This window comes from Paludibaculum fermentans (assembly GCF_051172195.1).
GTDB classification, from domain to species: domain Bacteria; phylum Acidobacteriota; class Terriglobia; order Bryobacterales; family Bryobacteraceae; genus Paludibaculum; species Paludibaculum fermentans_A.
This window is the reverse complement of sequence record NZ_JBPJAQ010000001.1, coordinates 1,985,806-2,008,054: the sequence shown is the minus strand read 5'-3', so window position 1 is coordinate 2,008,054 and position 22,249 is coordinate 1,985,806. Positions and strand designations below refer to the sequence as shown.

Here is a 22,249-nt window from a genome sequence, read left to right as displayed (position 1 = left end):
AAAATACCTTACGGTTCGACCCCATCAGCGCCTGGTTTGCGCGTAGTGGTTGAAGGACCCGGTAGGAGGGGCTCCCGCAGTGAAGAGAATTCTGCTTTACGTTGTGATCGCCATTGTGGTGATTGTCGGCGGCGGCTATGCCGCCCTGGTGCTCAAGAAACCCGCCATGAATCCACCCGTGTCTGAGAAAGTGGAAGCCACGGCGGAACGCCTGCAGCGTGGGAAGTACGTCTTCGAGAGCGTGTCGGACTGCGAAGGGTGCCACAGCGAACGGAACTGGGATAAGTTCGGAGCGCCGGTGTACGACGGCCGTACCGGCGTCGGATTTGTCTTCCCGCCGGAGCTCGGTTTTCCCGGTAAAGTGGTGGCGCCCAACCTCACACCGGACGCCGAAACCGGCCTCGGTTCCTGGAGCGATGGAGAGAAGCTGCGCGCGATTCGGGAGGGGGTCTCCAAGGATGGGCGTGCGCTATTCCCCTTCATGCCATACACGCATTTCAGCAGGATGAGCGACGAGGATGCGTACTCAGTGGTCGCGTACCTGAACTCGCTGCCACCGGTGAAGAACCGCCTGCCGCGGACTGAGCTCAACTTTCCCGTCAACCTGATGATCAAGTTCTCGCCGCAGCCGGTGACGGCGAAGGTGCCCATGCCCGATCGTTCGAACCGGCTGAAGTACGGCGAGTATCTGGTCGAACTGGGCGGCTGCGCCGAATGCCATAGCCAGATGGAGAAGGGCCAAGCTATCGAAGGCAAGGAGTTCGCCGGAGGCCACGAATTCAACTTCGCGAGCAAGCTGGTGCGATCGGCCAATATCACGCCGGACGAAGAGACGGGCCTGGGCAAGTGGAGCGAGCAGCGTTTCGTCGACAAGTTCAAGGGCTTTGCCAACATGACCTACGACAATGCCCCGAAGATGAACCAGAGCAACTTCACGCTGATGCCCTGGCTGCCGATGTCGCAGATGCCGGAAGAGGACCTGCGGGCGATCTACACCTATCTGCGGACCATCAAACCGGTGCACAACCCGGTGGAAGTGCATCCGGCGCTGGCTGCGCCTGTGCAGTAGGCCAAGAAGAAGGGGGCGCCGTGATGGTGCCCCCCGATTCGAATCGAAGCTCAGTTCCTCTGGTTGTAATCTCTACTGCTGAACGGCCGGGATCGAGGTAAACGCCTCGCCGCCGAAGCGCAAACCCAGCACGGACAGGCCCGCCGAGGGTACAGAGAACTTGGCGACTCCGCGTTGCCCGGCCATACCGCTCAAGCCCGGCAGATCGCGCAGCAGTGCCGCCGTCTTGCCATTCGCCGGAACCGCCATGGTGGTGAGGCCGATTTGAGCACCGTTCGCATCCAGCACTTCGACATTCACCAGAGCCCCAGCCGTGGTCGGATTGGCCACTGCAACGGCTGTCGCAAATGCGGTGTCGTCCCAAATGAGCGTGCTGGTGGGCAGCGTGGTGCCGGTGAGCGGGACGACTGCTTCCTGGTCCGCGCGACCCTGGATGCTCTGGCGGAAGATGGCATAGCCGATTACCCCGTTGGGCAAATCGACCCGCACCCATCCTTGTGTCAGCGTTCCGCTATTAGGAGCTTCGAAAATGGCCGTGCCATTGGCGCTGAGGTTCAGCGTTTTCGAAGTGCCGCCAGCGGCCGCAACGGAGAGTGGATTACCGTCTTCCCCCAGGAAATTGGCGGTGACGGAAACCGGGTTGCCGGTGGTGTTGCTGAAGTATAGCGCCGTGTACCAGCCGCCCCCGAACGCCAACTGGGGCAGCGCGAAGGCAGTCCCCACAGGAGGGGCGGTGGGGATCGAAGTAAAGGCCTCGCCGCCAAACCGCAAACCCAGGACAGACAGGCCTCCGGAGGGCACTGACAGCTTTGCCAATCCCCTGGAGCCCGTCATTCCACCCAGGCCGGGCAGATCCCGCAGCAATGCGGCGGTCTTGCCGTTGGCCGGGACGTCGATGGTCGACGCACCGATGGAGTTCCCAGCCGAGTCGAGGACATTCACGTTCACGGTCACTGCGCTGGCATTTGGATTCGCGATGGCGACAGCGGTGGCAAACGCCGTATCGTCCCAGATGAGCGTACTCGTAGAGTCCACGACCCCGGTGAGGGGGACCACCGCTTCCTGGTTCGCGCGTCCCTGGATACTCTGCCGGAAGATCGCATAGCCGGTCACACCCTCCGGCAAATCGACCTTCACCCAGCCCTGTGTGAGGGAACCCGTGTTCGTTGCCTCGAAGATGGCTGTTCCGCTGGGGGCGATTGCCAGTGTCTTGGTAGTTCCGCCCGCGTCCGGTACGGTGAGCGGATTCCCGTCCTGGCCGAAGAAACTGGCCTTCACGGAAACTGCGCTGCCGGTGGAGTTGTTGAAGTACAACGCTGTATACCAGCCGCCGCCAAAGGCAAGCTGGGGCAAGGCGTAGGTGGTCGTGGTGGGCGTGGGACCTGTACCCGCCGAGACAGTCAGGAGGTTGTTGTAGATGTTGTCGCCCGGGTCTTGCCGGCCATTGTTGTTGGCCGCATTGCCGGCCACATAGAACGTGACGTCGCCGAAGTTCGGATCGTCCGGCGGTGTCCACAGAACATCCCAGCTTGCGGAGCCCGCCTGGCCTTGCATGGTTCCGGTGGAGGTATGCGTGATGAACTGGATGCCTGCGGAGGTGATCCTCCGTGTATTCGTCGAATCGGCCACCACCAGGGTACCCGCGCTGCTGTTTGCATCGGACGCCATACGGGGCGAGATTTCGAAGCCCCACCGCCGGGCCGACGGATCGGCTAGTGTGATGCGCAAGCGCAGTTGTTGTCCGGGTGTCCAGTGACTGGCATCCACCAGTTCCACCTTCACACTGCCGGTTCCGCTATTCGCTACGCCTCCGTGACAGTCTGTGCAGATACCATCGCCCGGAGCCCCTGTAACGAACGTCGGAGCTCCTGTGATATTTGCCAGTAAAGAAGCGCCAAAAAAGAAGGCGCAAATTGACAGTTTTGTAGTGATTCGAATTTTCCCCATCCTCATATCGATAGAAACCCAGATGCCGGAATTTGGTTTTTGGTTACTTATCGGTTGAGGGAATCGCACTGAACGACGTGGTGCCAACGCGGAAACCCGCCACCGAGAAGCTGCCGGAGTCCACCGTAAGTAGAACCGTACCGCGATTGCCGGCGGCGGCGGTGAACTCAGGTATGTCCTTCAGGTTTACTTCCAGTTTAGTTTTGGCGGGCAGAGCGATGCTGGAACCAGCCACGGCTTGACCGCCAGGATCCGCCAGGGTCAAGCGCACGGTGGTGTTCTCTGACCCGGGGTTGCTGAGCGACAGCTGAGTCGTGAGCGTCGTATCGTCCCACGCCAGCGTACTGCTTCTGACGCCGGGCGCGGAGAAGTTGAGTACAGTTTCCATCGCCGGCTGGTCCGGCGGTGACTTTGTGAGCACGACATAACCCGAAACGCCGTCCGGCAGGGCGAGGGAAGCATACCCTTCCGTCACGGCGCCGCCCGCGGGGGCCTCGATGACCGCGCTGCCATGAGCTGCCAGGTCCACGGCGGGCGCGGCTCCTCCGGGCACTCCGCTCATGGGCGTACCGTCGTTGCCGGTGAAGAAGACAAGCGCTTTAGCCGCCGTATCGGAGGTGTTGTAGAGATACAACCGGGCTGACCAGTTTTCGCCGAAAACAAACCTCGGCGCGATGCGGTTGATGGTGGGCGGGGGTGGCGGCGCGGGCGTATCGGGCGTCGTGCCGGCAGGGGAGACCGCCAGGGTGGTGGTGTAGATCTTGTCGCCCGTGTCGGGCTGGTTATTCCCGTTCGCCGCATTGCCGGCCGCGTAGAAGGTGACTTCTCCGGCCGAGGCATTGTCCGGTGGCGTCCACAAGAACTCCCAGGTAGAGGAACCCGTAGTGCCCAGCCTGGTGCCAGCGGAGGTGTGCGTCACAAACTGGATCCCGCCGCCGCCGTTATTGAGCTTGGTGGTGGCGGTGTCGGCCACGGCCAGTGTGCCGACGCCCGAGTTTGGATTGGAGGTCAGGCGCGCCGTAATGTTGAAGCCCCAGCGCCGCGCCTGCGGATCGGCCAGGGTCACGCGCAGCCGCACCTGCTGTCCCGGAGTCCAGGTGGACGCATCCACCATGGATACGGTCAGCTGGCCGGTCCCTGAATTGATGGTCCCGCCGTGGCAATCCGTACAGATGCCGTCTCCTGGAGCGTTTGTCGTGAACGCCGGCGCTCCATTCACCTCTGCCCACAGCGACGCCCCGAGCATCGCCGAACACACCAACAACTGAATTGCCCTGCGGCCCATTGTGTATCTTTACCCTTTCTACTCTCCAGGGACATTTCCGGCGTCCCCGTGAAAGCATCTATCCTGTGGGGTAGGACAAATGCTCGTTCCAGTTGGAACAGCAATCCGCCGCGGACGCATTCAGGAGACGCTCACATGCCCAACGCCTTGCCCCCCATGAAGCTGGGGCTGAACACATACTGTCTGCGCGCGCTGCGCTGGAACGACGCCCAACTGCTGGACTACACCGCGTCGCTCAAGCTGGATGCCGTTTTCCTGCAGGACTCCCTGGATCCCAAAGCGATGGATCCCGACCACTGGAAGGAAGTCCGCGCCCACAGCGAGCGCCTGGGCCTGCATCTGGAAACCGGCGGCGGCGGCATCATGCCGCGCACGGCTGAGCAGTTCCAACCCGCGGTCGCTTCGCTGCTCAAGAACGTCGAGCGCGCCAAGGCGATGGGTTCGCCCTATATGCGCGGCGTGCTGGCCAGTGAACGCGCTGCCTTCCCGCCCGGCCCGGTGGAACAGCACATGGAGACGGCGGTCAAGTTGTTGAAAGCGGTGCGCTCGCAGGTAATGGACGCGGGGATGAAGATCATCATCGAGGTCCACAAGGACCTGCTGGCGTGGGAACTGAAGCAGGTGGTGGAAGCAGCGGGCAAGGAATTCGTGGGCGTCTACATGGATACGGGCAATCCGGTCTTTGTGTTGGAACACCCGATGACGACGCTGGAGACGCTCGCGCCCCACATCTGCTGCCTGCACCTGCGCGACTCCGTGGTGTATGAGACTCCGCGCGGCGTGGCCGTTCAGTGGGTGCCGCTGGGTGAAGGTGTCGTCGACTTCAAAGCCATCATGGCCCGCGCCCGCGAGCTGTGCCCCAACGTCTATGTCTACATCAAGCCGATTACGGGACGTCCGCCTGCCATACTGCCTTATCTGGAACCCGGCTTCTGGAAGATGTATCCGGACATGCGCGGCTCTGACCTGGCGCGCTTCCTGGCACTCGCACGGCAGGGCCACCCTTACGAAGGACACGTGGTGATCGAAGACGTGCCCGGCCGTCCGGTGCCGCCGGAGTTTGTCGAGGCCCTGAAGTTCCAGCAGAAAGAGCACATGGAGCGGAGCGTGGAGTACGGCAAGAAGGTGCTCGATCTCGGCGTGCGCTGGCGAGGATAACTGGTAGTGCCCGAGCCGTTGTCAACCCGCCGCATTCCCGAACTCGACGGTGTGCGCGGGCTGGCTATCCTGTTGGTCCTCGCCGTCCACTTCGGCCTTACGGCCAATCCGCCGGAGCCGCTCTACTCCCTGCTACGCCTGGGTTGGAGCGGGGTCGACCTGTTCTTTGTCCTTTCCGGCTTCCTGATCACCGGAATCCTGTTGGATACCGCTGCCTCGCCGAACTACTTCCGCGCGTTCTATGCACGCCGGGCGTTGCGTATCTTCCCCCTTTATTACGTCTACATCGCCGTCTTCTTCGCGGTGCTGCCGTTGGCCCACGCGCTCAACCGGCCGGTGCCGCCCGGTCCCGCACAGGGTTGGTATTGGCTGTATCTCTCAAACTGGCGCAGCGCACTGGGTCCGGACTACGCGTTCCTCAGCCACCTCTGGTCGCTCTCGATTGAAGAGCAGTTTTACCTCGTTTGGCCGCCGCTGGTTCTCTGGCTGGGCCGGCGGCGGTTGCCGTGGCTGTGTGGGTTGCTGATCGTGGCCGCTCCGGTGCTGCGGTTCGCCTGGCGGGTGCATCCTTACTCACCGGAGTTTCTCTACCGCCTGACGCCATTCCGCGTCGACACACTCGCGTGGGGCGCCTTGTTGGCGGTGATCGTCAGGAACGAGGCGGGGCTCCACCGGCTTTTGCACTGGGCCAAATTCGTAGGCGCGGCGGCGGCAACAGGCCTGGCTGTCATCCTGACTTTGTTTGGAACGAAGAACTCCGAGCCTGTGGTGGCGGTGACGGGCTACACTCTCTTTGGCATTCTGTACTTTTGTGTCGTGCTCTTTGGCTTCAGGGGCTGGCCCCTGCTGCGCGCCACGGTGCTACGCACGTTCGGCAAATACAGTTACGGAGTCTATGTCCTGCATTTCCCGCTGGTCGGCTACTTCTACCTCGCCATGGAACCAGCCGCTCGCGTGATTGGCAGGGTGCCCGCGGCCTGCGTCGCCTTCGTTCTGGGCTCGGCGCTTTCGCTCGGATTGGCCCGGCTCTCCTGGCTGCTGTTGGAACGGCGTTTCCTGGCTTGGAAAGACCGCTTCCAGGCGTGATATTGTGCATCTGGGATTATCATTTTTTCAGCGAGGTATTGTCATGAGTTCCGTCTCTCGCCGTCATTTCTTCCAGGGCGCCGTACTGGCTGCCTCCGCGACCCGCGTCATGGGCGCTAACGACAAAGTCAACGTCGGCATCATCGGCTTGGGCGGTCGCGGCAACGACCACGAGTCGAACTACATGAAGATTCCGGAGGCCCGCATCGCGGGGCTCTGCGACGTCAACCAGGCAGCCCGCGAACGTGCGCAAACCCGGCTCACCGGCGCTTCGCTGGAAAAAGCCGCCGAGTATGACGACATGCGCAAGATGTTCGCCGATAAGAACATCGACGCAGTCTCGATCGCCACACCCAACCACTGGCATGCTTTGGCCACCATCTGGGCTTGCCAGGCCGGCAAGGACGTCTATTGCGAAAAGCCGGCCAGCCACAACATTCACGAAAGCCGCGCGATGGTTGCCGTGGCTCGCAAGACGGCCCGTATGGTGCAGATTGGCTCGCAAAGCCGCAGCACGCCCTACAAGATGCGCGCCATGCAGATGCTGCACGAAGGCGTAATCGGCAAGCTCTACATGGCCAAGGGCCTGTGCTTCAAGCGCCGCAAGAGCATCGGCAAATCGCCGGTCACGCCGGTGCCGGCCGGCATCGACTGGAGCCAGTTCCTCGGGCCTGCCCCGATGCGTGAGTTCACGATGAACCGCTACAAGTACAACTGGCATTGGTTCTGGGATACGGGCAATGGCGACATCGGCAACCAGGGCGTCCATGAGATGGACATCTGCCGCTGGGGCCTGGGTGAGGTTACGTGGCCCGAATCCACCTCGTCCACGGGCGGCAAGTACGCTTACGACGACGACCAGGAGACGCCCAACACCCAACTCGCCTCGATGCAGTATCCCGGCAAGGAGATTGTTTTCGAAGTCCGCGGCCTGCTCACGGGCCCCGAAGGCGGCCAACCCGTCGGCAACTACGCAGTGGGCAACCTGTTCTACGGCGAAGAGGGCTGGATGTGGGTGGACTCTACCTGCTTCCAGATCTACAAGGGTGAGAAGAGCGAGAAGACGCACGAGGAGAAAGCTGAGCGTGGAGCCGACGGCACCGTCGCTCACATGACGAACTTCCTCGCCGCCTGCCGCAGCCGCAAATACAAGGAACTGAACGCCGAGATCGAGATCGGCGCCATGTCGGCGTCGCTGTGTCACCTGGCCAACATCAGCTACCGGGTCAAGCACACGGTGAAGTGGAACGCCGCCGGCATGAACTTCGGCCCGGACACCGCGGCAAACGAACTGCTCACCCGTAAATACCGCGCGCCATATATCGTCGCGTAAACCGTACACCAAGCTCCGGGTTAAGGGGACGGGGCCAGCGGATATGATGGAGATGCCATGATTCTAGGCATTGAACATTCCGCTATCGCCTCCCCTGACCCGGCGGCCCTCGCCCAGTGGTACGTGGATACCCTCGGCTTCGTCATCAACTACCGCGGCAGCACCGCCTTTTTCGTCAAGGCCCCCAACGGCACGATGATCGAGATCATCCCCTCAGATGGCGCGCGCGGCGAGAATACCCTCAAAACGCCCGGCCTGCGCCACCTGGCCCTGACCGTTGGCGATTTCGAAGCCGCGCTGGCCGAACTCCGGGCCAAGAACGTCAATTTCCTGAGCGAGCCCAGTGAGAGCAAGGGCAACAAGGTCGTATTCTTCACTGATCCGGAGGGTAATATTCTCCACCTGCTGTACCGGGCCACTCCCCTAGGGTGAACCGAAGGGACGCTCATGATCGGAGCCAGCCGATCCGGCTGTGCCCGCCCTATGTATGACGGGAAGCTGTACATATTTGTCGAACTGTCCCGTTTTGTGTCAACCCGCCGTAAAGTGTTTCAATCCGAATCACCTGGCGGATCTGCCCCAGGCGCTGGCATTAAATCGCAATTTATTGATAATCGGCACCTTACGTCAATTGACAGGATTGGCAATAAACGTGTAATAGAAAGGTCAACCCCCTCAGGTCACTTCGAGAACGGGATGGGTTCTCCGACTCGGGGCATTGACCTGATCCAGGAAACTCGACAGCTTGTGCCGGGTTCCTCCGAAGTTGCGGCGGCCAGCGTACCTTCCTCCTCGCTGGCCGCCGTTCCCCTTTCAACAATCCAAATCGAGACAATGCGGGACTAGCCTCGCAGCAGACGTCTCACTCTGGACACCCAACGCAGCGGCCAGAAGTCGCGGTAGCGCGCGAACTCCGCCTGCAGTTCGCGAAAATCAGTGATCGCCTTTTGCGCCTTGGCCTCCAGGTGATCGATCTGTGACTGGCCTGCCGTCAACAGCACATCGGACTGTTCCTTCTGCCTGCGTGCTTCGGCCACCTGCTGCCTGACGAACTGTAGGACATCCGGTGACACGGCAACCGGCGCCGGTTCGAAGGTGTCCGCAATCAGTGCCCGGCGTTCGACATCAATCGCCGGATCCTCACCCCGCGCCGCCGCATGCCCTTCCCGCCAGCCGCAGAATTGGGCGGAGCAGCCGGATACCAGGTAGCGGCCCGCGATCATATCGCTACGCTTGGCCATCGCCGCAGGCGAGTTCCAGAGAGTTGAAAGCGAAGCTGCGTAAAGATTGCCGATCGGTTTCGCAATGAAGCAGACATGCGCGTCCCCGTTTTCCGCGATGAACAGGGTTGTCCATGGATTCGGGCAGAGCTCGAACGCACCCTCAGAGAGGCCGTCGCTGTCCGGATAGAGCCCCAAGCGGCCTTCCTCCAGAAAAGCAGTCTCCAGTCCGTGACTCTCGAACAGCGACTGCAGCCCGGTGACGCGCAGTGTCCGGAAGACCTGCCGGTGGTGCGGCAACGTCTCCTTCATCAGGGCGTACAATTCCTCCACCTCACCCCGGTCGCGGATGGCTTCGTCCGCTTCCAAAGTCGGATGCCTGGAGGTGTTCTCCGTGGATAGCTCCATGGTCTGCAGGGTCACGTCACCCATGCCGTGTTCCGCCATTAGCTGCAGATAGCGTGGAATCTCGCGGAAGTTCGAGCGCATGATGACGAAGAACGAATCCAGGTAGGGCATGTCGCTGTGCAGTTGCTGCTTCCAGTTCCGCACGCGGTTGATGTTCGCCAATACCTGGTCCAGATCCGCGCCCTGACGCAGCCGGTTGTAGGTGGCACGGGTCCCTCCGTCAATGGAAACGGTGATATTGACGAACGGTCCGCGCACCAATCGTTCCGCCCAGGCGTCGTCCAGCAGGGTGCCATTGGTGCTGATGCTGATCAGCTTGCGGTCTACCAACCCCGTCACGTCGTCGACCAGCTCGCGGAAGCCGCGCATCGCCAGGACCTCGCCGCCCTGGATCCGAAGCGTGGACAAGTATGGATAAAACGCCATCAGTTCGCGTCGCAGCTGGATGCCAATTTCCGCCGGCCGCAACAGATTGGCCCCGTTTTTCGACTGATAACAGTGAATGCAATCGATATTGCAGGCGTTCCCCAGCACCAGGCCCAGGCAACGCGGCCGGCTGTAGAGATAGACCTGCCCCTGCTCATACTCCAACTGGCTGAGGCGCAAATTCTGCCGGTATTCCCGATCCGTGTCGATTAACATGGGTGCCCGAAGCCGGGCCTCCTGCTTTTCAGAGTGGCAGATTACCAGGGGCAGTTGGACGCCCAGTCGCTCATCGCATACCGACCAAGTCGCTCCAGGATCCGTTCGGAAAGCGGATCTTCAGCAGGACCCGAGGCGCATCCCTGCTCACCAGTGACTCGTACGGCTCGACACGCCCCTGCTTATTCATCTGATAGAGCAACCGGTACGTCGTGAATTGGCCCGCCGGCACCGTCACGGGCTGCACGCTGTCCACTTGTCCGGTCAGCCTGCTAACGCCCGTGACCGGGTCATAGACGTTGAAACCGAAGCGCAGACCGGGCTTCAGGTCCAGGGCCATCACCGCGGCCCAGTCGATCCGCTGGTCGACGGTCAAGTCCGGCACATTCGCATCCACTGCGTGCTTCTGCTGCGTCGGCGGCACCCCGGTGTACCTCGTACCCGAGACATGCCGGCCTGCATAGTCCAACTGGAAGATCGGGCGGTCGGGCCCGTCCTTGCAGAATCTCAGCAGGGCCGCAATGGGCTCCAGTGAGGCGGTTGCCGTGGACTCCCAGCGCTGGCAGACCGCTGCCGTGGCATCGGCCGAGAACTCATACCGGCCGGCATCGGTCCGTGCGATCTTCAGGGAGAGCCGGGCAACTTCCTTCTGCTGGTCGGTAATCGTGTAGTCGAACACCCCAGGCTGGACCCGAGCCGCATCGAACGTCTGGGCCGCGAGCGGGCAGAGCAGCAGCAGGGAAATCATCCGCATGAGTGTAGATTCTCATTCTCCGAGCGGCGCTTTCACACCAACCGGAAGCCATTCGCTGCGAACCGCTCCAGCCAGGCGATGGCGAATTGCACCAGCTTCGAACCGTCAAACAGGAATGCATCGGCACCGCCCACCCGGCCTTGCACACCCCCTCCCGCTGCGAGATAGGCCTTCGCAATTTGCTCGAAGCAGTTCTGGGGCAACAGGTCATGAACCGGGTCGGCCGTATCGAACTCCTCAAACTCCACCCACTCGGGACCGTTCGTACCGGGCATCAGCCGACGGTAGCGACGGATCCGCTTGTCGGGCAACTGCGCCTGATGCTCGGCAAAGTGGAGCAGGGTGATGGTGTCCAGCGGAGCGCCCAGCATCAACACCCGCCCCTTCGCCAGCAGCACTTTCTCGAGGGGCGTGCCAGGACCGTAACCGTAGTGGAAGGGATGCTCCGCTGTGATCCACTCCGCCTGTGCGCCCAGCGCGGCGACCCCTGCATCCGGATGATCGCTGCGCAGCGTTCCGGGCCAATTCCGGATTGTCTCGTGCAGAATTCCGTGGTCGCGGGCTGCGTGCGCGATCCGTTTGTCGAAGACGGGAACATCTTCCATGTCCTCGTCCTCAAAGCAGGGTTCGAAATCCAAATACGCCACCAGGGTGCCGGCTGGCCCGAGAGCGTCGAGCAGCGCCTGCACGATGACGTTCACTCCGCCCCGCACCTCGCCCACGGCACGCACACTGGAGTGGACCATCAGCACCTCACCCGGACGGATACCCAAACTGGCAAAGTCAGTACACAATGAGGCGCGGGTAGAAATCATTATTCGATCGTACAATCCCGCTGCTGGGCCCTCGGGTCACCGGGGCCGCCCACGTGGCCCCGCCAGGGCATAGAATCCTCGCAGGACGTTTTTATGAATCGACGCGACTTCATGCAGATCTCAGCCGGCCTCGCCCTGCCGGCCGCCGCCCAGAATCCGGTCTCGGTGACGCCGCCCACCTGGTACGACCGGCCCATGCGCTGGGCCCAGCTCGCGTTTGTGGAGGACGACCCTGGCCAATACGACCAGGTCTTCTGGCTTGACTATTTCCGCCGCATTCATGCGGACGCAGCCTGCCTCAGTGCCGGTGGGTGCGTGGCGTTCTATCCCACGAAGATTCCACTCCATTACCGCAGCAAATGGCTCAAGGATGGCGATGCGTTCGGTGACCTGGTGAAAGGCTGCCGCGGCCTGGGCATGAACATCGTTGCCCGCACCGATCCTCACGGGCTACATCAGGATATGGCCGACGCGCATCCGGACTATGTTCTGGTCGGGGCCAATGGGAGACCCCGGAAACACTGGGCCGACCCCGACTACTGGGTCTCCTGCGCCCTGGGTCCGTACAATTTCGACTTCATGACCCGCGTCACCGAGGAGATTGTCAGCCTTTATCGCGTTGACGGCATTTTCTCCAATCGCTGGGCCGGCTCCGGCATGTGCTACTGCACCCATTGCGCCAGAAACTTCCGCGACTTCTCGGGTTTGGACCTACCCCGCACCAACAATCCGCAGGACCCAGCGCGCCGCCAGTACATCGTCTGGAAAGAGAAACGCCTCTTCGACCTGTGGCATCTGTGGGATGCGCGCATCAAGGCAATCAACCCCAATGCCGCCTACATCGCCAACGCAGGTGGCGGAGCCCTGAGCGACCTCGACATGAAGACGATCGGCACCCTCGCGCCCACGCTCTTCGCGGACCGACAGGCTCGCCACGGCCTCATGCCACCCTGGACCAACGGCAAGAATGGCAAGGAGTACCGAGCCGCTCTCGGACGCAAACCGATCGCCGGCATTTTCAGTGTCGGCATTGAGGAATCCTATCGCTGGAAAGACTCCGTACAGAGCGGCGACGAAATCCGCCTCTGGGTCATGGACGGGGTCGCGCAGGGTTTGCGTCCGTGGTTCACCAAATTCAACGCGAAACCGCTCGACCGCCGCTGGCTGCCTGTCGTCGAGGAGCTATACACCTGGCATCACCGCAACGAGCGTTATCTCCGCAATGAGGAATCGCTGGCCCGTGTCGGCTTGGTCTACTCCCAGCAGACCGCCACTTTCTATGGTGGTGACCGCGCTCACGCAAAGGTCGAAGATCACACCCTGGGCTTCTACCAGGCGCTGCTCGAGGCGCGGATCCCCTTTGAAATGGTCCACGACCGTATGCTGGAACCGGCTCAGTTGAGCCGCTTCCGGACCTTGATTCTGCCCAACATCGCCGCGCTCTCCACCGCCCAGTGCGACCAGCTCGCAGCCTTCGCCGCGGCCGGCGGGAGTATCGTCGCCACCCACGAGACTTCGCTCTACGATGAGTGGGGCAAACGGCGTGAGGACCTGGGTCTCGCCAGCCTCTTCGGAGCCTCAGTCACCGGAGCCCTGGAAGGCCCGCTCCAGAACTCCTACCTCAGCCTCGCGAAGCATCCCGCCACAGGCCGCTTCCATCCTCTGCTGTCCGGAATGGAGGATGCGGGTCGGATCATCAACGGGACGTTCCGTGTACCGGTCCGGGCCGCCGCCGGATCGGCGATCTCACCCCTGACCGTGGTTCCCACCTATCCTGACCTGCCGATGGAATCCGTCTATGTCCGAAAGGCGCCGGGCCAGGAGCCTGGCGTATTCCTTCAGGAGAAAGGAAAGAGCCGGATCGTGTACTTCCCCTGGGACCTTGACCGCACTTTCTGGGAGGTGATGTCCCTGGATCATGGCCGCCTGCTGCAGAACGCCGTCCGTTGGGCCCACAACGAGCCTCAGCCCGTGACGGTCGAGGGCAAAGGGCTCTTCGATCTGGCGATCTGGACCCAGAAGAACTCCATAACGGTGCACCTGGTCAATCTGACAAATCCGATGATGATGAAGGGGCCTATCCGCGAGGTGATCCCTTCTCCGCCGCAAATCGTCACCGTGCGATTGCCGCAAGGCAAGACGGCTGCTGCCGTGCGCTTGCTGGTGGCGGACCGCACAGTGTCGCCCAAGCGCACCGTGGACGGCATCGAAATTGAAGTGCCGCCGATCGGCATTAACGAGGTGATCGCGATAGACTTTGCCGGCTAGCGAAGCTGGGTCGGGCGAGCCCGAACAACCTGGCCTTCATCAGTGGCACCGGACATTTGCACCGGAAGGCTAGCCATCCAGGCTGAACGTACTCGTAATCCGAAACTTACAGCTCCCGTAGGCAGGCGCGGCCTGTACAGCGTTTCTCTCCTGGTCGAGATGCGATCTTTGGGCCCGGGCCGTGCGCTGGGCCCAATGCCACAGCTCCAATGCCTCCTCCCACTGCCTCACATCCGAGCGGTAGCTCACTGTCAGAATGTCCAGCATATCCCTGGATGCGCTTGCGGCCGCAGCGTGCCGCTCCGCAGCCATCGCCGCGCGAAACTCCGCCTTCAATCTGTTGATTTCCTCGTCCATGATTCTAGTTGCTCGAGTTCTGGGCGCTCATCGCATCCAATACCTGACTAATGTAGTTGTACTGCTGCTCCAGTGTGGCCACCAGAGCGTCGGCAGCCGCCATCCGCTGTTCCAGGTCCGCCTGCATGCTGTCGATGTAGCTCTGCTTGTCCGCAATCTGGTTATCAAGCGCCGTCGCCTGCGCATCCACCGATTTCTTCGCAGTCGCGAGCGTACCGGTCACCGTATCTTCCACGCTGTCCAGCGCGGAAACCGCGTCGTGCAGAAAGCCCTTGGACGCGGAGTTGCCCAGGAAGTTCGTCACACCGGCGGAATCAGCGAAGTTGGCCGCATAGAATGACATTTCGTTGAACGCCATGTGGCCTGTCTGGTCGAGACTCACACCCAGGGCAGCCAGAGAATTCACCCCGGCTCCCGATTCCACATGGCTCGTCATCTCCTGCAAGGCACTGCTCAGATTGCGGATCACAGCCTGACCTGCCAGTGCGCCGCCGGCCGTTCCGTGGTGTTTGTCTACCTCATCCACCGCCGCGTTGTAGGCGTTCACCAGCGACGTCAGCGCGCTGGAAACCACGGAACTCTCGCGAGTGAGGGTGATGCTCGTCGACTCATCAGCCGCACTGACACCGATTAGGTTGACGCTGAGGCCAGGCGCGATCGTCACGGAACGCGAATCGCTCTCGGAGATCTTGCCGGACCCGTTCACCTTGTATGTCGCCACCTCGCCCCGCACCTGCTCCGACTGCAGTTGGATCACGCCATCGGTCAAAGACACCGCGAAATCCCCGAGCTTCGAGGCCTTCAATGACAACCGGTAGTCTGGCGCCGAGTTGGACCCCACGTTCACCATCGTTGCCCGAACCCCGTTCAGTGTGTTTGCGTTGATGGCCTCAACCAGACTGCTCAGCGTATTCTTGGCCGGCTGGACGGTGAAGGTGTTGGTCCCCACCGTGAGACGGAACGAGGGTACCGCCTGGTTGCTCAGGCTCTGAGAATCCGGATTGGAAACGACATTTGGCCCCGGCTCGGAACTCCGCGAGGAGGTCACTCCGCCGCTGTCGTTTCCGCGAACCTGCTCAGCCAGCAGGTTCATCGAGCCGTCGTTCAATTGGATGCCCAGATCGCCCTGCACCGTGCTGACCACCGACAACCGGTAGTCCGGCGCCGCCGTCGTGCCAACGTTCACCTTGGATGCCTGGACATTCGCGCCGCTCTGGGCGTTGATCGCATCCACCAGCCCCTGAAGTGTGTTGGAGGCCGGGCTAAGATCATAGGTGCTCGTCCCGACGGTCAGCCGGAATGCCGGCGTCGTCGCCTTGCTCAAGCTCTGGCTGGCCGGGTTTGTGACCGGCCGTGGTCCCGCATCCGAGGTGAGCGTTGTCGTGTAGGCTCCCTGCTCTATCACTTCAATATCGTAGGTGCCTTCGATGGCCCCGCTCGAGACCGAGGCCTTGACCGTGGCCGTGTCTGTCAAGGTTGCCTTGATGGCACCGCTGCCCATCGCATCATTGAGTCCCTCGAGCGCCGCTTGCACTGCCTGGAATTTCGTGTCCAGCCCGTTCAATGCGGTCGACTCGTCCGTGAGGCTTGTCTTCTGCGTTTTCAACTGGTTGAGGGGCATCGACGCGATCGCCACCGTGCGGTCGATAATCGTCTGGAAGTCACTGGCGTAGCGGCTGTTCCCGTTGAAGATGGTGCTGCTCATATTGGATTCGAACCGGGCAGCCTAGGGCCGCCCGGTTCGACTCGGCTTGTTATCGACAGTGGATTGTTAACCGCGGAGCAGGGACAGAATCAGTTGCGGCGCCGAGTTGGCTTGCGCCATGGCGGCCACCGCGGCCTGCTGCAGTACCTGTGCCTTGGTCAGGTTGGCGGCTTCGGCGGCCACGTCTGCGTCCCGGATGCGGGACTCGGCGGCCGAGAAGCTGGAGATCTGGGACTGAGCCAGCGAGAGCGCATAGCTCAACTGGTTCTGGCCGCGGCCGACAGCTGCCTGGGCGGAGCCAAGTTTCGAGATGGCGGCGGAGATCGATGTGACAGCCTTGAGGGCATTGGACATCGAGTCGATCGAAATCGTGCTGCTGACGTCGCCCACGACACTCGACTTCACTGAGCCTGCCGTGCCCGCCACCACGCCATTCGCATCCACGCCCGTGCCGTTCGTCGTGCCGCTTGCGCTGACCTGGAAGGAGCTACCGCTGCTGAGGAAGTTGATCTTCTCCACACCGGAGACGTTCTCTTTCACAGCTACAATACCCTGCAGGGAAGCGATATTCGACTGGTGCAGTTGCTGATTGATGGTGTTGATCGCTTCATCAATGCTGCGCGCGGAACGCGACGTGGCGTCGTTCCGCAGGGAGATCACCTGGGACTGCATCTTCCCATCGGAATCGTTCACCGAGACCGTCAGAGTCTGGGCGTCGCCGGCATACACCGGCGCCGTGAAGGCGAGCGAAGCGCTCTGCTGCGCCCCATTCGAATCGATGGAGGAACGGGCGGAACTGGCGGCCGCCAGATTCGTGGCCGCAGCGCCGGTAAACGACGACTCCGAAGCTCCAAACCCGATATCCGCATCATCAGTTACCGCACCGCCGTTCACACGGAAGTACGTCCCGTCGGAGTCCAGTTTCAGCGCGCCTGAACTGACCGTGGCCTTCAACCCCGCTTTTTGCAGATTGGTGTCAGCCGCAAACTGCTCATTGAGATTGGCGGCAATGCTGGTATCGGAACGATTGGCTCCGGCCGTTGCAGTAAAGGTCAGCAGTCCGCTGGTAACCGCATTGCCTGCGGCAACCAGCGTGTGAGCCCCGCCCTTGTTGTCGTTCTCAATGCTGATCTTGCCGTCTTGGGTGACGGACACGGTTGCATGCGCACCGCCCGTGAGGCCGGCGGAATTGATCTGCGTCTGGATCTGGCCGGCGATACTGATGGCGCTGCCCCCGCTGGCGTCTGCTCCGTAGCCGATGTCTCCGGGCGTGAAGCCCAGGTGGGCGGCCCCGGTCTTGCCCGTGGTGGTATTGATCGCTACGCTTTGGCCGGCTCCTGGTCCGAACCAGTTTTCGATCTGCAGATTCCCACCGGCATCCAGCGATGCGGTGGCAATGTTCATCCCAAAGGCAGTGTTGATGCCAGCTTGGACGGCGGCCACAATGTTGCTGCTGCTGTAGGCGACATTGTCCGCAACCGTGACCGTATGCATGACACCGTCAACCGTCAGGTCGAACTGATTGTTGTTCGCCGCGGCAGTGACGCTGAGCGTCCCGGCGCCGGCGAAGAGGCCGCCCGAGGCGTCGACTAAGCCCTTGGTAGCAGCCGTAGAGTTGGACAACGTCACGGTAACATTCTGACTGTCGATCGCCAGGGTCAGCGTGTGGTTACTGTTGTCGACTGTGTTAACCGCGGCCAGCGCCGTTGACACAGACTTGGCCGCCGACGCATCGCCATCGGTCAGATCGACCGTGACTTGCCGTGCGACGCCGCCGCCCAGCGAGATTTCCAGCGTCGAAGTGTCGCTGGTGGTAGAGCCGCTGTAGACACTCCCCGTGAGCGTGCTGTAATCCACCGCCCCTGCCGCACCGCTCTGGAATGACCCGAGGCCCAGCAGGTTCGCGGAATCGCCGGACGCCATGACGGAGAACTTGTCGCCGCGATCGTTCGTGAACGTGAGCGGGCTGGAGCCCACTGTTCCGCTGCTCACGCTGATGCCCCCCGCTACCAGGCTCTCATTGGAGCCGATCTGGGCTGTGAGAGAGGCGACCGCCGCTGCTGTCGTCGAACCGGACGCTACGGTAATGTCCACCGGGCTGCTGAGGCCGCCGCCGCTGATGCGCACTGTGACGTCGTTCGCCAGCGTGCCGACTTGGGTGTTCACGCCATGTACGGTCGAGGAGATCGCGGCGCCACGAGTGGCCGGGTCGCCGTTCTGAACGCTGAAATTGCCCATGAAGGCATTGGCCATTACGTCACCGGCCTGCACCTGGATCGGCGCATAAGAGGAGTTGAAAGCCAACTGCTTGCCACCGCTCTCGTTGGTATAGACCGAGGACGAAACGCCGGCATCCTTGAACGCCTTGCCGGCCGCAGTGGCGTTGGCGCCGGCCTGCTCAATGGCGTCGTTGATGGCGGTCGAAAGAGTGTCGATGTCGCTGACCCCGGTCAGGTTCACCGAAACCTTGATCTTCTTCGCATCGGAGAAGCCAGCACCCGAGATGTAGAAGTCCGTATACCCTGCGATATCTGTCGTGTTCCCGGTGTCCGCCAGAATGTCGGACACGGTGTGCGTGCTGGAACCGGTTCCGATATCCGTCGTATCGCCGCCGGCCAGCGCCTGCATCCCTTTGAGGTTGAGACTCTTGGTATCCACCGCGGCCCCAGCCAGGTCCAGGCTCACCGTGCCGTTCGAGGTGTCGACGGCGCCCAGGCCGGCCGTGCGGCCGCCGCCCACAAACACGGAAAGCGACTTCGCGTAGAGACCGCCTTGATCGAGACCAACGGCCTGTGCTTGGCGGTCGATTTCCTTCATCAGCGTCTGGAATTCATCGTTCAACACCGTGCGGTCGCCGGTGAACGTCTGCGACGCGGATTGCGAAGCCAGAGTCTTCAACCGGTCGATCATCTTCGAGATGTTGTTCATGCCGCCGTCAATGATCTGCAGCGTGCTGATACCGTCGTTGGCGTTGCGCACGCCCTGGGACAGTTCGGCCACATCGCTGCGGAACTTGTTGGCAACTGCCAGGCCGGCGGCGTCGTCACCGGATTGGTTGATGCGGTAGCCGGAGGTGAGACGCTGGATGGTCTTGCTCTGGAAGTCGCTGTTCACGCGCATGTTCTCCTGCGCGATGAGCGAATTTACGTTGGTCTGAATTGAAAACATACGATTGGCAAATCCTTTATGCGTGCAATGCCGGAGATTCCTTCCGGCGATCCCGAACGGAATTCAGTTCGGTGTCACTGCCCATATCGGCCGCCCCGCGAGAAGATGAGAAAAAAACGGGCGGTGTGCCGATCAGGCCATAACGGTCGTCCGATCAATCCCCGTCGCGTGGCTGGAAGCAGGACACTGCCGCAATCGGATGAGCATCAGGGACGCATGCGTCAGGTCCATTTCCCATCTCCGCGCGTAGCCTGCGCGCCAGCATGGTAGGCAATTCCGCCCCCGCACCCCTGGCGGCCGAACGGTTCTGCTCGCTCACCTGGCGGATTTCCCCCCGCACGATCGCAAGCCGCTTCGGCACGACAAGGCCAAGTTTCACGTGTCCGCGCGCACACTCCAGGATCTGGATTTCGATTTCGTCTCCAATGAGGATGGTGTCCGCCTCGCGGCGCTGCATCACGAGCACGGCGGACCTCCAATGGGCCGCCGCAGTTCGTAGGCCGGCTCCCTTTGGATACTCTGGACGGCCCGGCCGGCCGGAACGTGGATGACCAGCGGAGCCATCAGGTTCGCTGTAGGCGGACCATCCTCGCTCACCGAGATAATCGCCAGGCATGCGAAATCGCTGCCGATACCCGCCTGGCAATCTTCGGGCAGTTGGAGGGCAGCACGATCATCCGGCTGCAGGTCGAACTTATAGTCCGCGCAGAGCGGCAACACCGACATTGTGACGAAGCACAATTGCGGTGTGGCCAGGCTCTGTAAAAAGATCAACGGCTCACAGTCCTCCCTCGAGATCGACACGAACTGCGTCTCGTGTTCAAATCCGGGAAGCCCGCGTTCAAAACGGATCACGCTGGCCTCGGGAAAACTCACTTCGCCGAAATATGCTGTCTGAATTGCTTGCATTTGAACAAATCCGTCCCTAATCGGAACATCTGTCCGAATACTTGCAATCCATCCTCCAACCCGCTCCGGATCTGCTCGCCCCCCTTGGTCAGTAGCTGACAGAGAGGTGATACTCCTGCGGCTCGCAGGGCGGCGGATAGGCCGGGGCATAGCCACCGGAATAGCCTGACCAGCCATACTGCGTATCTGGGACGGGCTCCGATTGAGGCTCAGGCTCTAGTTCAACCGCAGACGCGTCGCAATCGCCGGTTCGCGCTGGAACAGTCGCCTCGCATGCAAGCCAAGCTTCCTGAATGACGCGCAACAGGCGAGTCACTTCCTCCAACGGGCTGTCAGTCTGCTCGAGGTTCGCCGTCAGAAGCCGCCCGCGCAGATAACAATATGTCTCCGCCAGATTCCGGCTTATCTCTCCGCCTACCTCGTGATCCAGCGACACTTCCAGTTCCGTGATGATCTCGTGCGCCTTGGAGATCGCCTTCGAACGTCCGGCGATGTCGCCCTGCCGCAGGCACTCTCGCGCCAGTTCGGATGAATCAATCGCCGCCTGGTACAGGATCTGGACCAGTTGGACACCATCGGCATTCAGAATGCGGCTCTCGAAATATGAGTCCTGGACATCAATCGGCAAAGCTGTGTTTCTCCTTCAAAAGCCTCATCGGTAGAGAGCCGCCAATTGAGAGAAAAGAGAACGGGCCGCAAGCGGGGGCTGGAGACAATCGCGCTCCATAGGGCGGGTGCCGCCAAACTCAGCTCTCCAGTTTCCGCAACGCCGACTGGAGGCCCGGCGCCAGCGCCAGCATGAGGTCCCGATTCGCCTCGCCATCCAGGTCCGAGACCAGATAGGCCAGATAGTCGCGCGTCTCAATCGCAGCCATCTGGAACTGCGCGGCGCGCGCCTCGTGCACAGCCACCCCGTGCTCCTTCAGCCCGGGCACGATCTGATCACGCACAAATGACTCTTCCACACTCCGGCGGGTGATGATTACCGACAGCAGCCTGGAATCGGACTTCAATTGGAAGTGAACAAACTTGCGGCCGTGTCGCGTACACAGGTGGGCCGAGTAGAGCTGGAACGACTGCGGCGCCTGCCGCTGCACCACGGCCAGAACCTCGGCGAACTGCGGCGGCAAGTCTTTCACAGCCTGGGCCAGTGGAACAGCCGTCTCCGGCACGCGCCCGTAAACTGAGCAATGCAGGTGATCGTCGAGCCCCGGCCGCATCGCATTTGAGACCTTCACCAGCACCGAGTAGATGAACGCTTCACGCTGACCCGCAGTCAGCCGCGGACGGCCCTGCCGGAAAGCGATCCCCGCGGCAATGCTGATCACAATGGCGGCGGCAATGGGCAACCACACGACAGAGCGCCACCGGCCACGCCAGGCGTGCTCCGGTTCCGCGTCCATCCGCTGCCGGATCTTCGCAGCTAACTCGGGCGGAACCGCCTGGCTGCGCACCGCGTGACGCACGCGTCCGGCCAGATGATCATCCTCGTGTGTCGTATCCATCGGCTCGGCACTCATAGCCCTTGCTCCTTTGCCGGTTTCCGTCCAATCCCATATGATTCAGCCACGGTCTGCAGCTGTGCGCGCAGCAACTTGCGGCCCCGGCTGATGCGGGACATTACTGTACCCAGCGGTAGGGAAAGAATGGCGGCGGCCTCCTTGTACGCAAACTCTTCGACATCGACCAGAAGAATCACGGCTCGGAAATCGTCGGGGATCCGGTCCAGGGCGCCTAGAATATCGGCGTCCTTCAGCTCGTCGAAGACCGGAGCAGGCGCAACCAGGTTCGCTTCCAGGAACTCTTCTGACTCCCTCAACACAGGAGAACGGAACCACTTCCGACGGTGATGTTGGATGCAATGGAACAGGATCTTGAACAGCCAGGCACGGCAGTTCGTGCCTCGCTCAAAGCGGTGATACGACTTCCAGGCCTGCAGATACAGTTCCTGCACCACATCCTCGGCTCGGGCAGCGTCACCCAGAATGCGCGTAGCCGTCCGGAACAGATCGTTCATATACGGCATCGCCTCGGCCTCGAACTCGGCCCGGGTGAGCTCCGCCTTTACGTCTGGAATCAGTTGCTTCACGAATAGCTGGCGTCCAGTCAGCCCATGCTCCATGCC

General features: G+C 61.7%; 18 protein-coding genes. 6 read left to right on the top strand and 12 right to left on the bottom strand.

Going from position 1 to position 22,249, the window contains the following annotated elements; translation table 11 throughout:
* Nucleotides 1-79 precede the first annotated feature (79 nt).
* The gene (locus ACR9Y2_RS08130) at nt 80-1,069 is read left to right on the top strand and encodes a c-type cytochrome (protein ID WP_435040587.1); all 990 of its coding nucleotides are present in this window, start codon (nt 80-82) and stop codon (nt 1,067-1,069) included.
* 72 nt (nt 1,070-1,141) lie between these two features.
* Here the strand turns inward: ACR9Y2_RS08130 and ACR9Y2_RS08125 are convergent, their stop codons facing one another.
* Complete coding sequence (locus ACR9Y2_RS08125) at nt 1,142-3,016, bottom strand: choice-of-anchor V domain-containing protein (protein ID WP_435040586.1); 1,875 nt, start codon at nt 3,014-3,016, stop codon at nt 1,142-1,144.
* A gap of 43 nt (nt 3,017-3,059) precedes the next feature.
* Entirely contained in the window at nt 3,060-4,301 is a 1,242-nt protein-coding gene (locus tag ACR9Y2_RS08120) for a Reeler domain-containing protein (protein ID WP_435040585.1), read from the bottom strand.
* 135 nt (nt 4,302-4,436) lie between these two features.
* Between ACR9Y2_RS08120 and ACR9Y2_RS08115 the strand changes: the two genes are divergently transcribed.
* Genes ACR9Y2_RS08115 through ACR9Y2_RS08100 form a run of 4 tightly spaced genes read left to right on the top strand, consistent with a single transcriptional unit; the run spans nt 4,437 to nt 8,310 of the window.
* Complete coding sequence (locus ACR9Y2_RS08115) at nt 4,437-5,459, top strand: sugar phosphate isomerase/epimerase family protein (protein ID WP_435040584.1); 1,023 nt, start codon at nt 4,437-4,439, stop codon at nt 5,457-5,459.
* A gap of 6 nt (nt 5,460-5,465) precedes the next feature.
* Entirely contained in the window at nt 5,466-6,545 is a 1,080-nt protein-coding gene (locus ACR9Y2_RS08110; protein WP_435040583.1) for an acyltransferase family protein, read from the top strand.
* 43 nt (nt 6,546-6,588) lie between these two features.
* Nucleotides 6,589-7,878: a Gfo/Idh/MocA family protein gene (locus ACR9Y2_RS08105; protein ID WP_435040582.1), complete on the top strand. Its 1,290-nt coding sequence runs from the start codon at nt 6,589-6,591 to the stop codon at nt 7,876-7,878.
* A 57-nt stretch (nt 7,879-7,935) separates the two neighbouring features.
* Complete coding sequence (locus ACR9Y2_RS08100; protein ID WP_435040581.1) at nt 7,936-8,310, top strand: VOC family protein; 375 nt, start codon at nt 7,936-7,938, stop codon at nt 8,308-8,310.
* A 410-nt stretch (nt 8,311-8,720) separates the two neighbouring features.
* Here the strand turns inward: ACR9Y2_RS08100 and ACR9Y2_RS08095 are convergent, their stop codons facing one another.
* The 3 genes from ACR9Y2_RS08095 to aac(3) all read right to left on the bottom strand — a co-directional run bounded on the left by ACR9Y2_RS08095 (nt 8,721) and on the right by aac(3) (nt 11,717).
* A complete protein-coding gene (locus ACR9Y2_RS08095) occupies nt 8,721-10,148 on the bottom strand; it encodes a radical SAM protein (protein ID WP_435040579.1) in 1,428 nt (475 codons plus the stop codon).
* Between the two features lie 70 nt (nt 10,149-10,218).
* The gene (locus ACR9Y2_RS08090) at nt 10,219-10,902 is read right to left on the bottom strand and encodes a hypothetical protein (RefSeq protein ID WP_435040578.1); all 684 of its coding nucleotides are present in this window, start codon (nt 10,900-10,902) and stop codon (nt 10,219-10,221) included.
* Nucleotides 10,903-10,934: 32 nt separating this feature from the next.
* A complete protein-coding gene (gene aac(3), locus ACR9Y2_RS08085; protein WP_435040576.1) occupies nt 10,935-11,717 on the bottom strand; it encodes an aminoglycoside 3-N-acetyltransferase in 783 nt (260 codons plus the stop codon).
* A 93-nt stretch (nt 11,718-11,810) separates the two neighbouring features.
* Here aac(3) and ACR9Y2_RS08080 point away from each other — a divergent pair, with 93 nt between their 5' ends.
* Nucleotides 11,811-13,985 carry an alpha-amylase family protein gene (locus ACR9Y2_RS08080; protein ID WP_435040575.1) on the top strand — a complete coding sequence of 725 codons (2,175 nt, stop codon included), beginning with the start codon at nt 11,811-11,813 and terminating at the stop codon, nt 13,983-13,985.
* 361 nt (nt 13,986-14,346) lie between these two features.
* Here the strand turns inward: ACR9Y2_RS08080 and fliD are convergent, their stop codons facing one another.
* The 7 genes from fliD to ACR9Y2_RS08045 all read right to left on the bottom strand — a co-directional run bounded on the left by fliD (nt 14,347) and on the right by ACR9Y2_RS08045 (nt 22,246).
* The gene (fliD, locus tag ACR9Y2_RS08075; protein ID WP_435040573.1) at nt 14,347-16,047 is read right to left on the bottom strand and encodes a flagellar filament capping protein FliD; all 1,701 of its coding nucleotides are present in this window, start codon (nt 16,045-16,047) and stop codon (nt 14,347-14,349) included.
* A gap of 66 nt (nt 16,048-16,113) precedes the next feature.
* Nucleotides 16,114-19,215, bottom strand: a complete 3,102-nt coding sequence (locus ACR9Y2_RS08070; protein ID WP_435040572.1) for a flagellin — start codon at nt 19,213-19,215, stop codon at nt 16,114-16,116.
* Nucleotides 19,216-19,369: 154 nt separating this feature from the next.
* Nucleotides 19,370-19,672, bottom strand: a complete 303-nt coding sequence (locus ACR9Y2_RS08065; protein ID WP_435044837.1) for a carbon storage regulator — start codon at nt 19,670-19,672, stop codon at nt 19,370-19,372.
* Nucleotides 19,672-20,124, bottom strand: coding sequence for a flagellar assembly protein FliW (fliW, locus tag ACR9Y2_RS08060; RefSeq protein ID WP_435040570.1), 453 nt, complete (start codon nt 20,122-20,124; stop codon nt 19,672-19,674). Before fliW ends, ACR9Y2_RS08065 begins: the two co-directional genes overlap by 1 nt.
* Nucleotides 20,125-20,212: 88 nt before the next feature.
* The gene (gene fliS / locus ACR9Y2_RS08055; protein WP_435040568.1) at nt 20,213-20,752 is read right to left on the bottom strand and encodes a flagellar export chaperone FliS; all 540 of its coding nucleotides are present in this window, start codon (nt 20,750-20,752) and stop codon (nt 20,213-20,215) included.
* 118 nt (nt 20,753-20,870) lie between these two features.
* On the bottom strand, nt 20,871-21,644 hold the full coding sequence (locus ACR9Y2_RS08050) for a hypothetical protein (protein WP_435040567.1): 774 nt from the start codon (nt 21,642-21,644) through the stop codon (nt 20,871-20,873).
* Nucleotides 21,641-22,246 carry a sigma-70 family RNA polymerase sigma factor gene (locus ACR9Y2_RS08045; protein ID WP_435040565.1) on the bottom strand — a complete coding sequence of 202 codons (606 nt, stop codon included), beginning with the start codon at nt 22,244-22,246 and terminating at the stop codon, nt 21,641-21,643. Before ACR9Y2_RS08045 ends, ACR9Y2_RS08050 begins: the two co-directional genes overlap by 4 nt.
* Nucleotides 22,247-22,249: the final 3 nt, after the last annotated feature.

Bases quoted from the DNA above. Each gene is read 5' to 3' on its own strand.
- fliD (WP_435040573.1), bottom strand. From the start codon at position 16,047: ATGAGCAGCACCATCTTCAACGGGAACAGCCGCTACGCCAGTGACTTC.
- ACR9Y2_RS08065 (WP_435044837.1), bottom strand. From the start codon at position 19,672: ATGCAGCGCCGCGAGGCGGACACCATCCTCATTGGAGACGAAATCGAA.
- ACR9Y2_RS08050 (WP_435040567.1), bottom strand. From the start codon at position 21,644: ATGAGTGCCGAGCCGATGGATACGACACACGAGGATGATCATCTGGCC.
- ACR9Y2_RS08105 (WP_435040582.1), top strand. From the start codon at position 6,589: ATGAGTTCCGTCTCTCGCCGTCATTTCTTCCAGGGCGCCGTACTGGCT.
- fliW (WP_435040570.1), bottom strand. From the start codon at position 20,124: ATGCAAGCAATTCAGACAGCATATTTCGGCGAAGTGAGTTTTCCCGAG.
- ACR9Y2_RS08080 (WP_435040575.1), top strand. From the start codon at position 11,811: ATGAATCGACGCGACTTCATGCAGATCTCAGCCGGCCTCGCCCTGCCG.
- ACR9Y2_RS08115 (WP_435040584.1), top strand. From the start codon at position 4,437: ATGCCCAACGCCTTGCCCCCCATGAAGCTGGGGCTGAACACATACTGT.
- ACR9Y2_RS08070 (WP_435040572.1), bottom strand. From the start codon at position 19,215: ATGTTTTCAATTCAGACCAACGTAAATTCGCTCATCGCGCAGGAGAAC.
- ACR9Y2_RS08045 (WP_435040565.1), bottom strand. From the start codon at position 22,246: ATGGAGCATGGGCTGACTGGACGCCAGCTATTCGTGAAGCAACTGATT.
- ACR9Y2_RS08100 (WP_435040581.1), top strand. From the start codon at position 7,936: ATGATTCTAGGCATTGAACATTCCGCTATCGCCTCCCCTGACCCGGCG.
- ACR9Y2_RS08095 (WP_435040579.1), bottom strand. From the start codon at position 10,148: ATGTTAATCGACACGGATCGGGAATACCGGCAGAATTTGCGCCTCAGC.
- ACR9Y2_RS08125 (WP_435040586.1), bottom strand. From the start codon at position 3,016: ATGGGGAAAATTCGAATCACTACAAAACTGTCAATTTGCGCCTTCTTT.
- ACR9Y2_RS08090 (WP_435040578.1), bottom strand. From the start codon at position 10,902: ATGCGGATGATTTCCCTGCTGCTGCTCTGCCCGCTCGCGGCCCAGACG.
- ACR9Y2_RS08120 (WP_435040585.1), bottom strand. From the start codon at position 4,301: ATGGGCCGCAGGGCAATTCAGTTGTTGGTGTGTTCGGCGATGCTCGGG.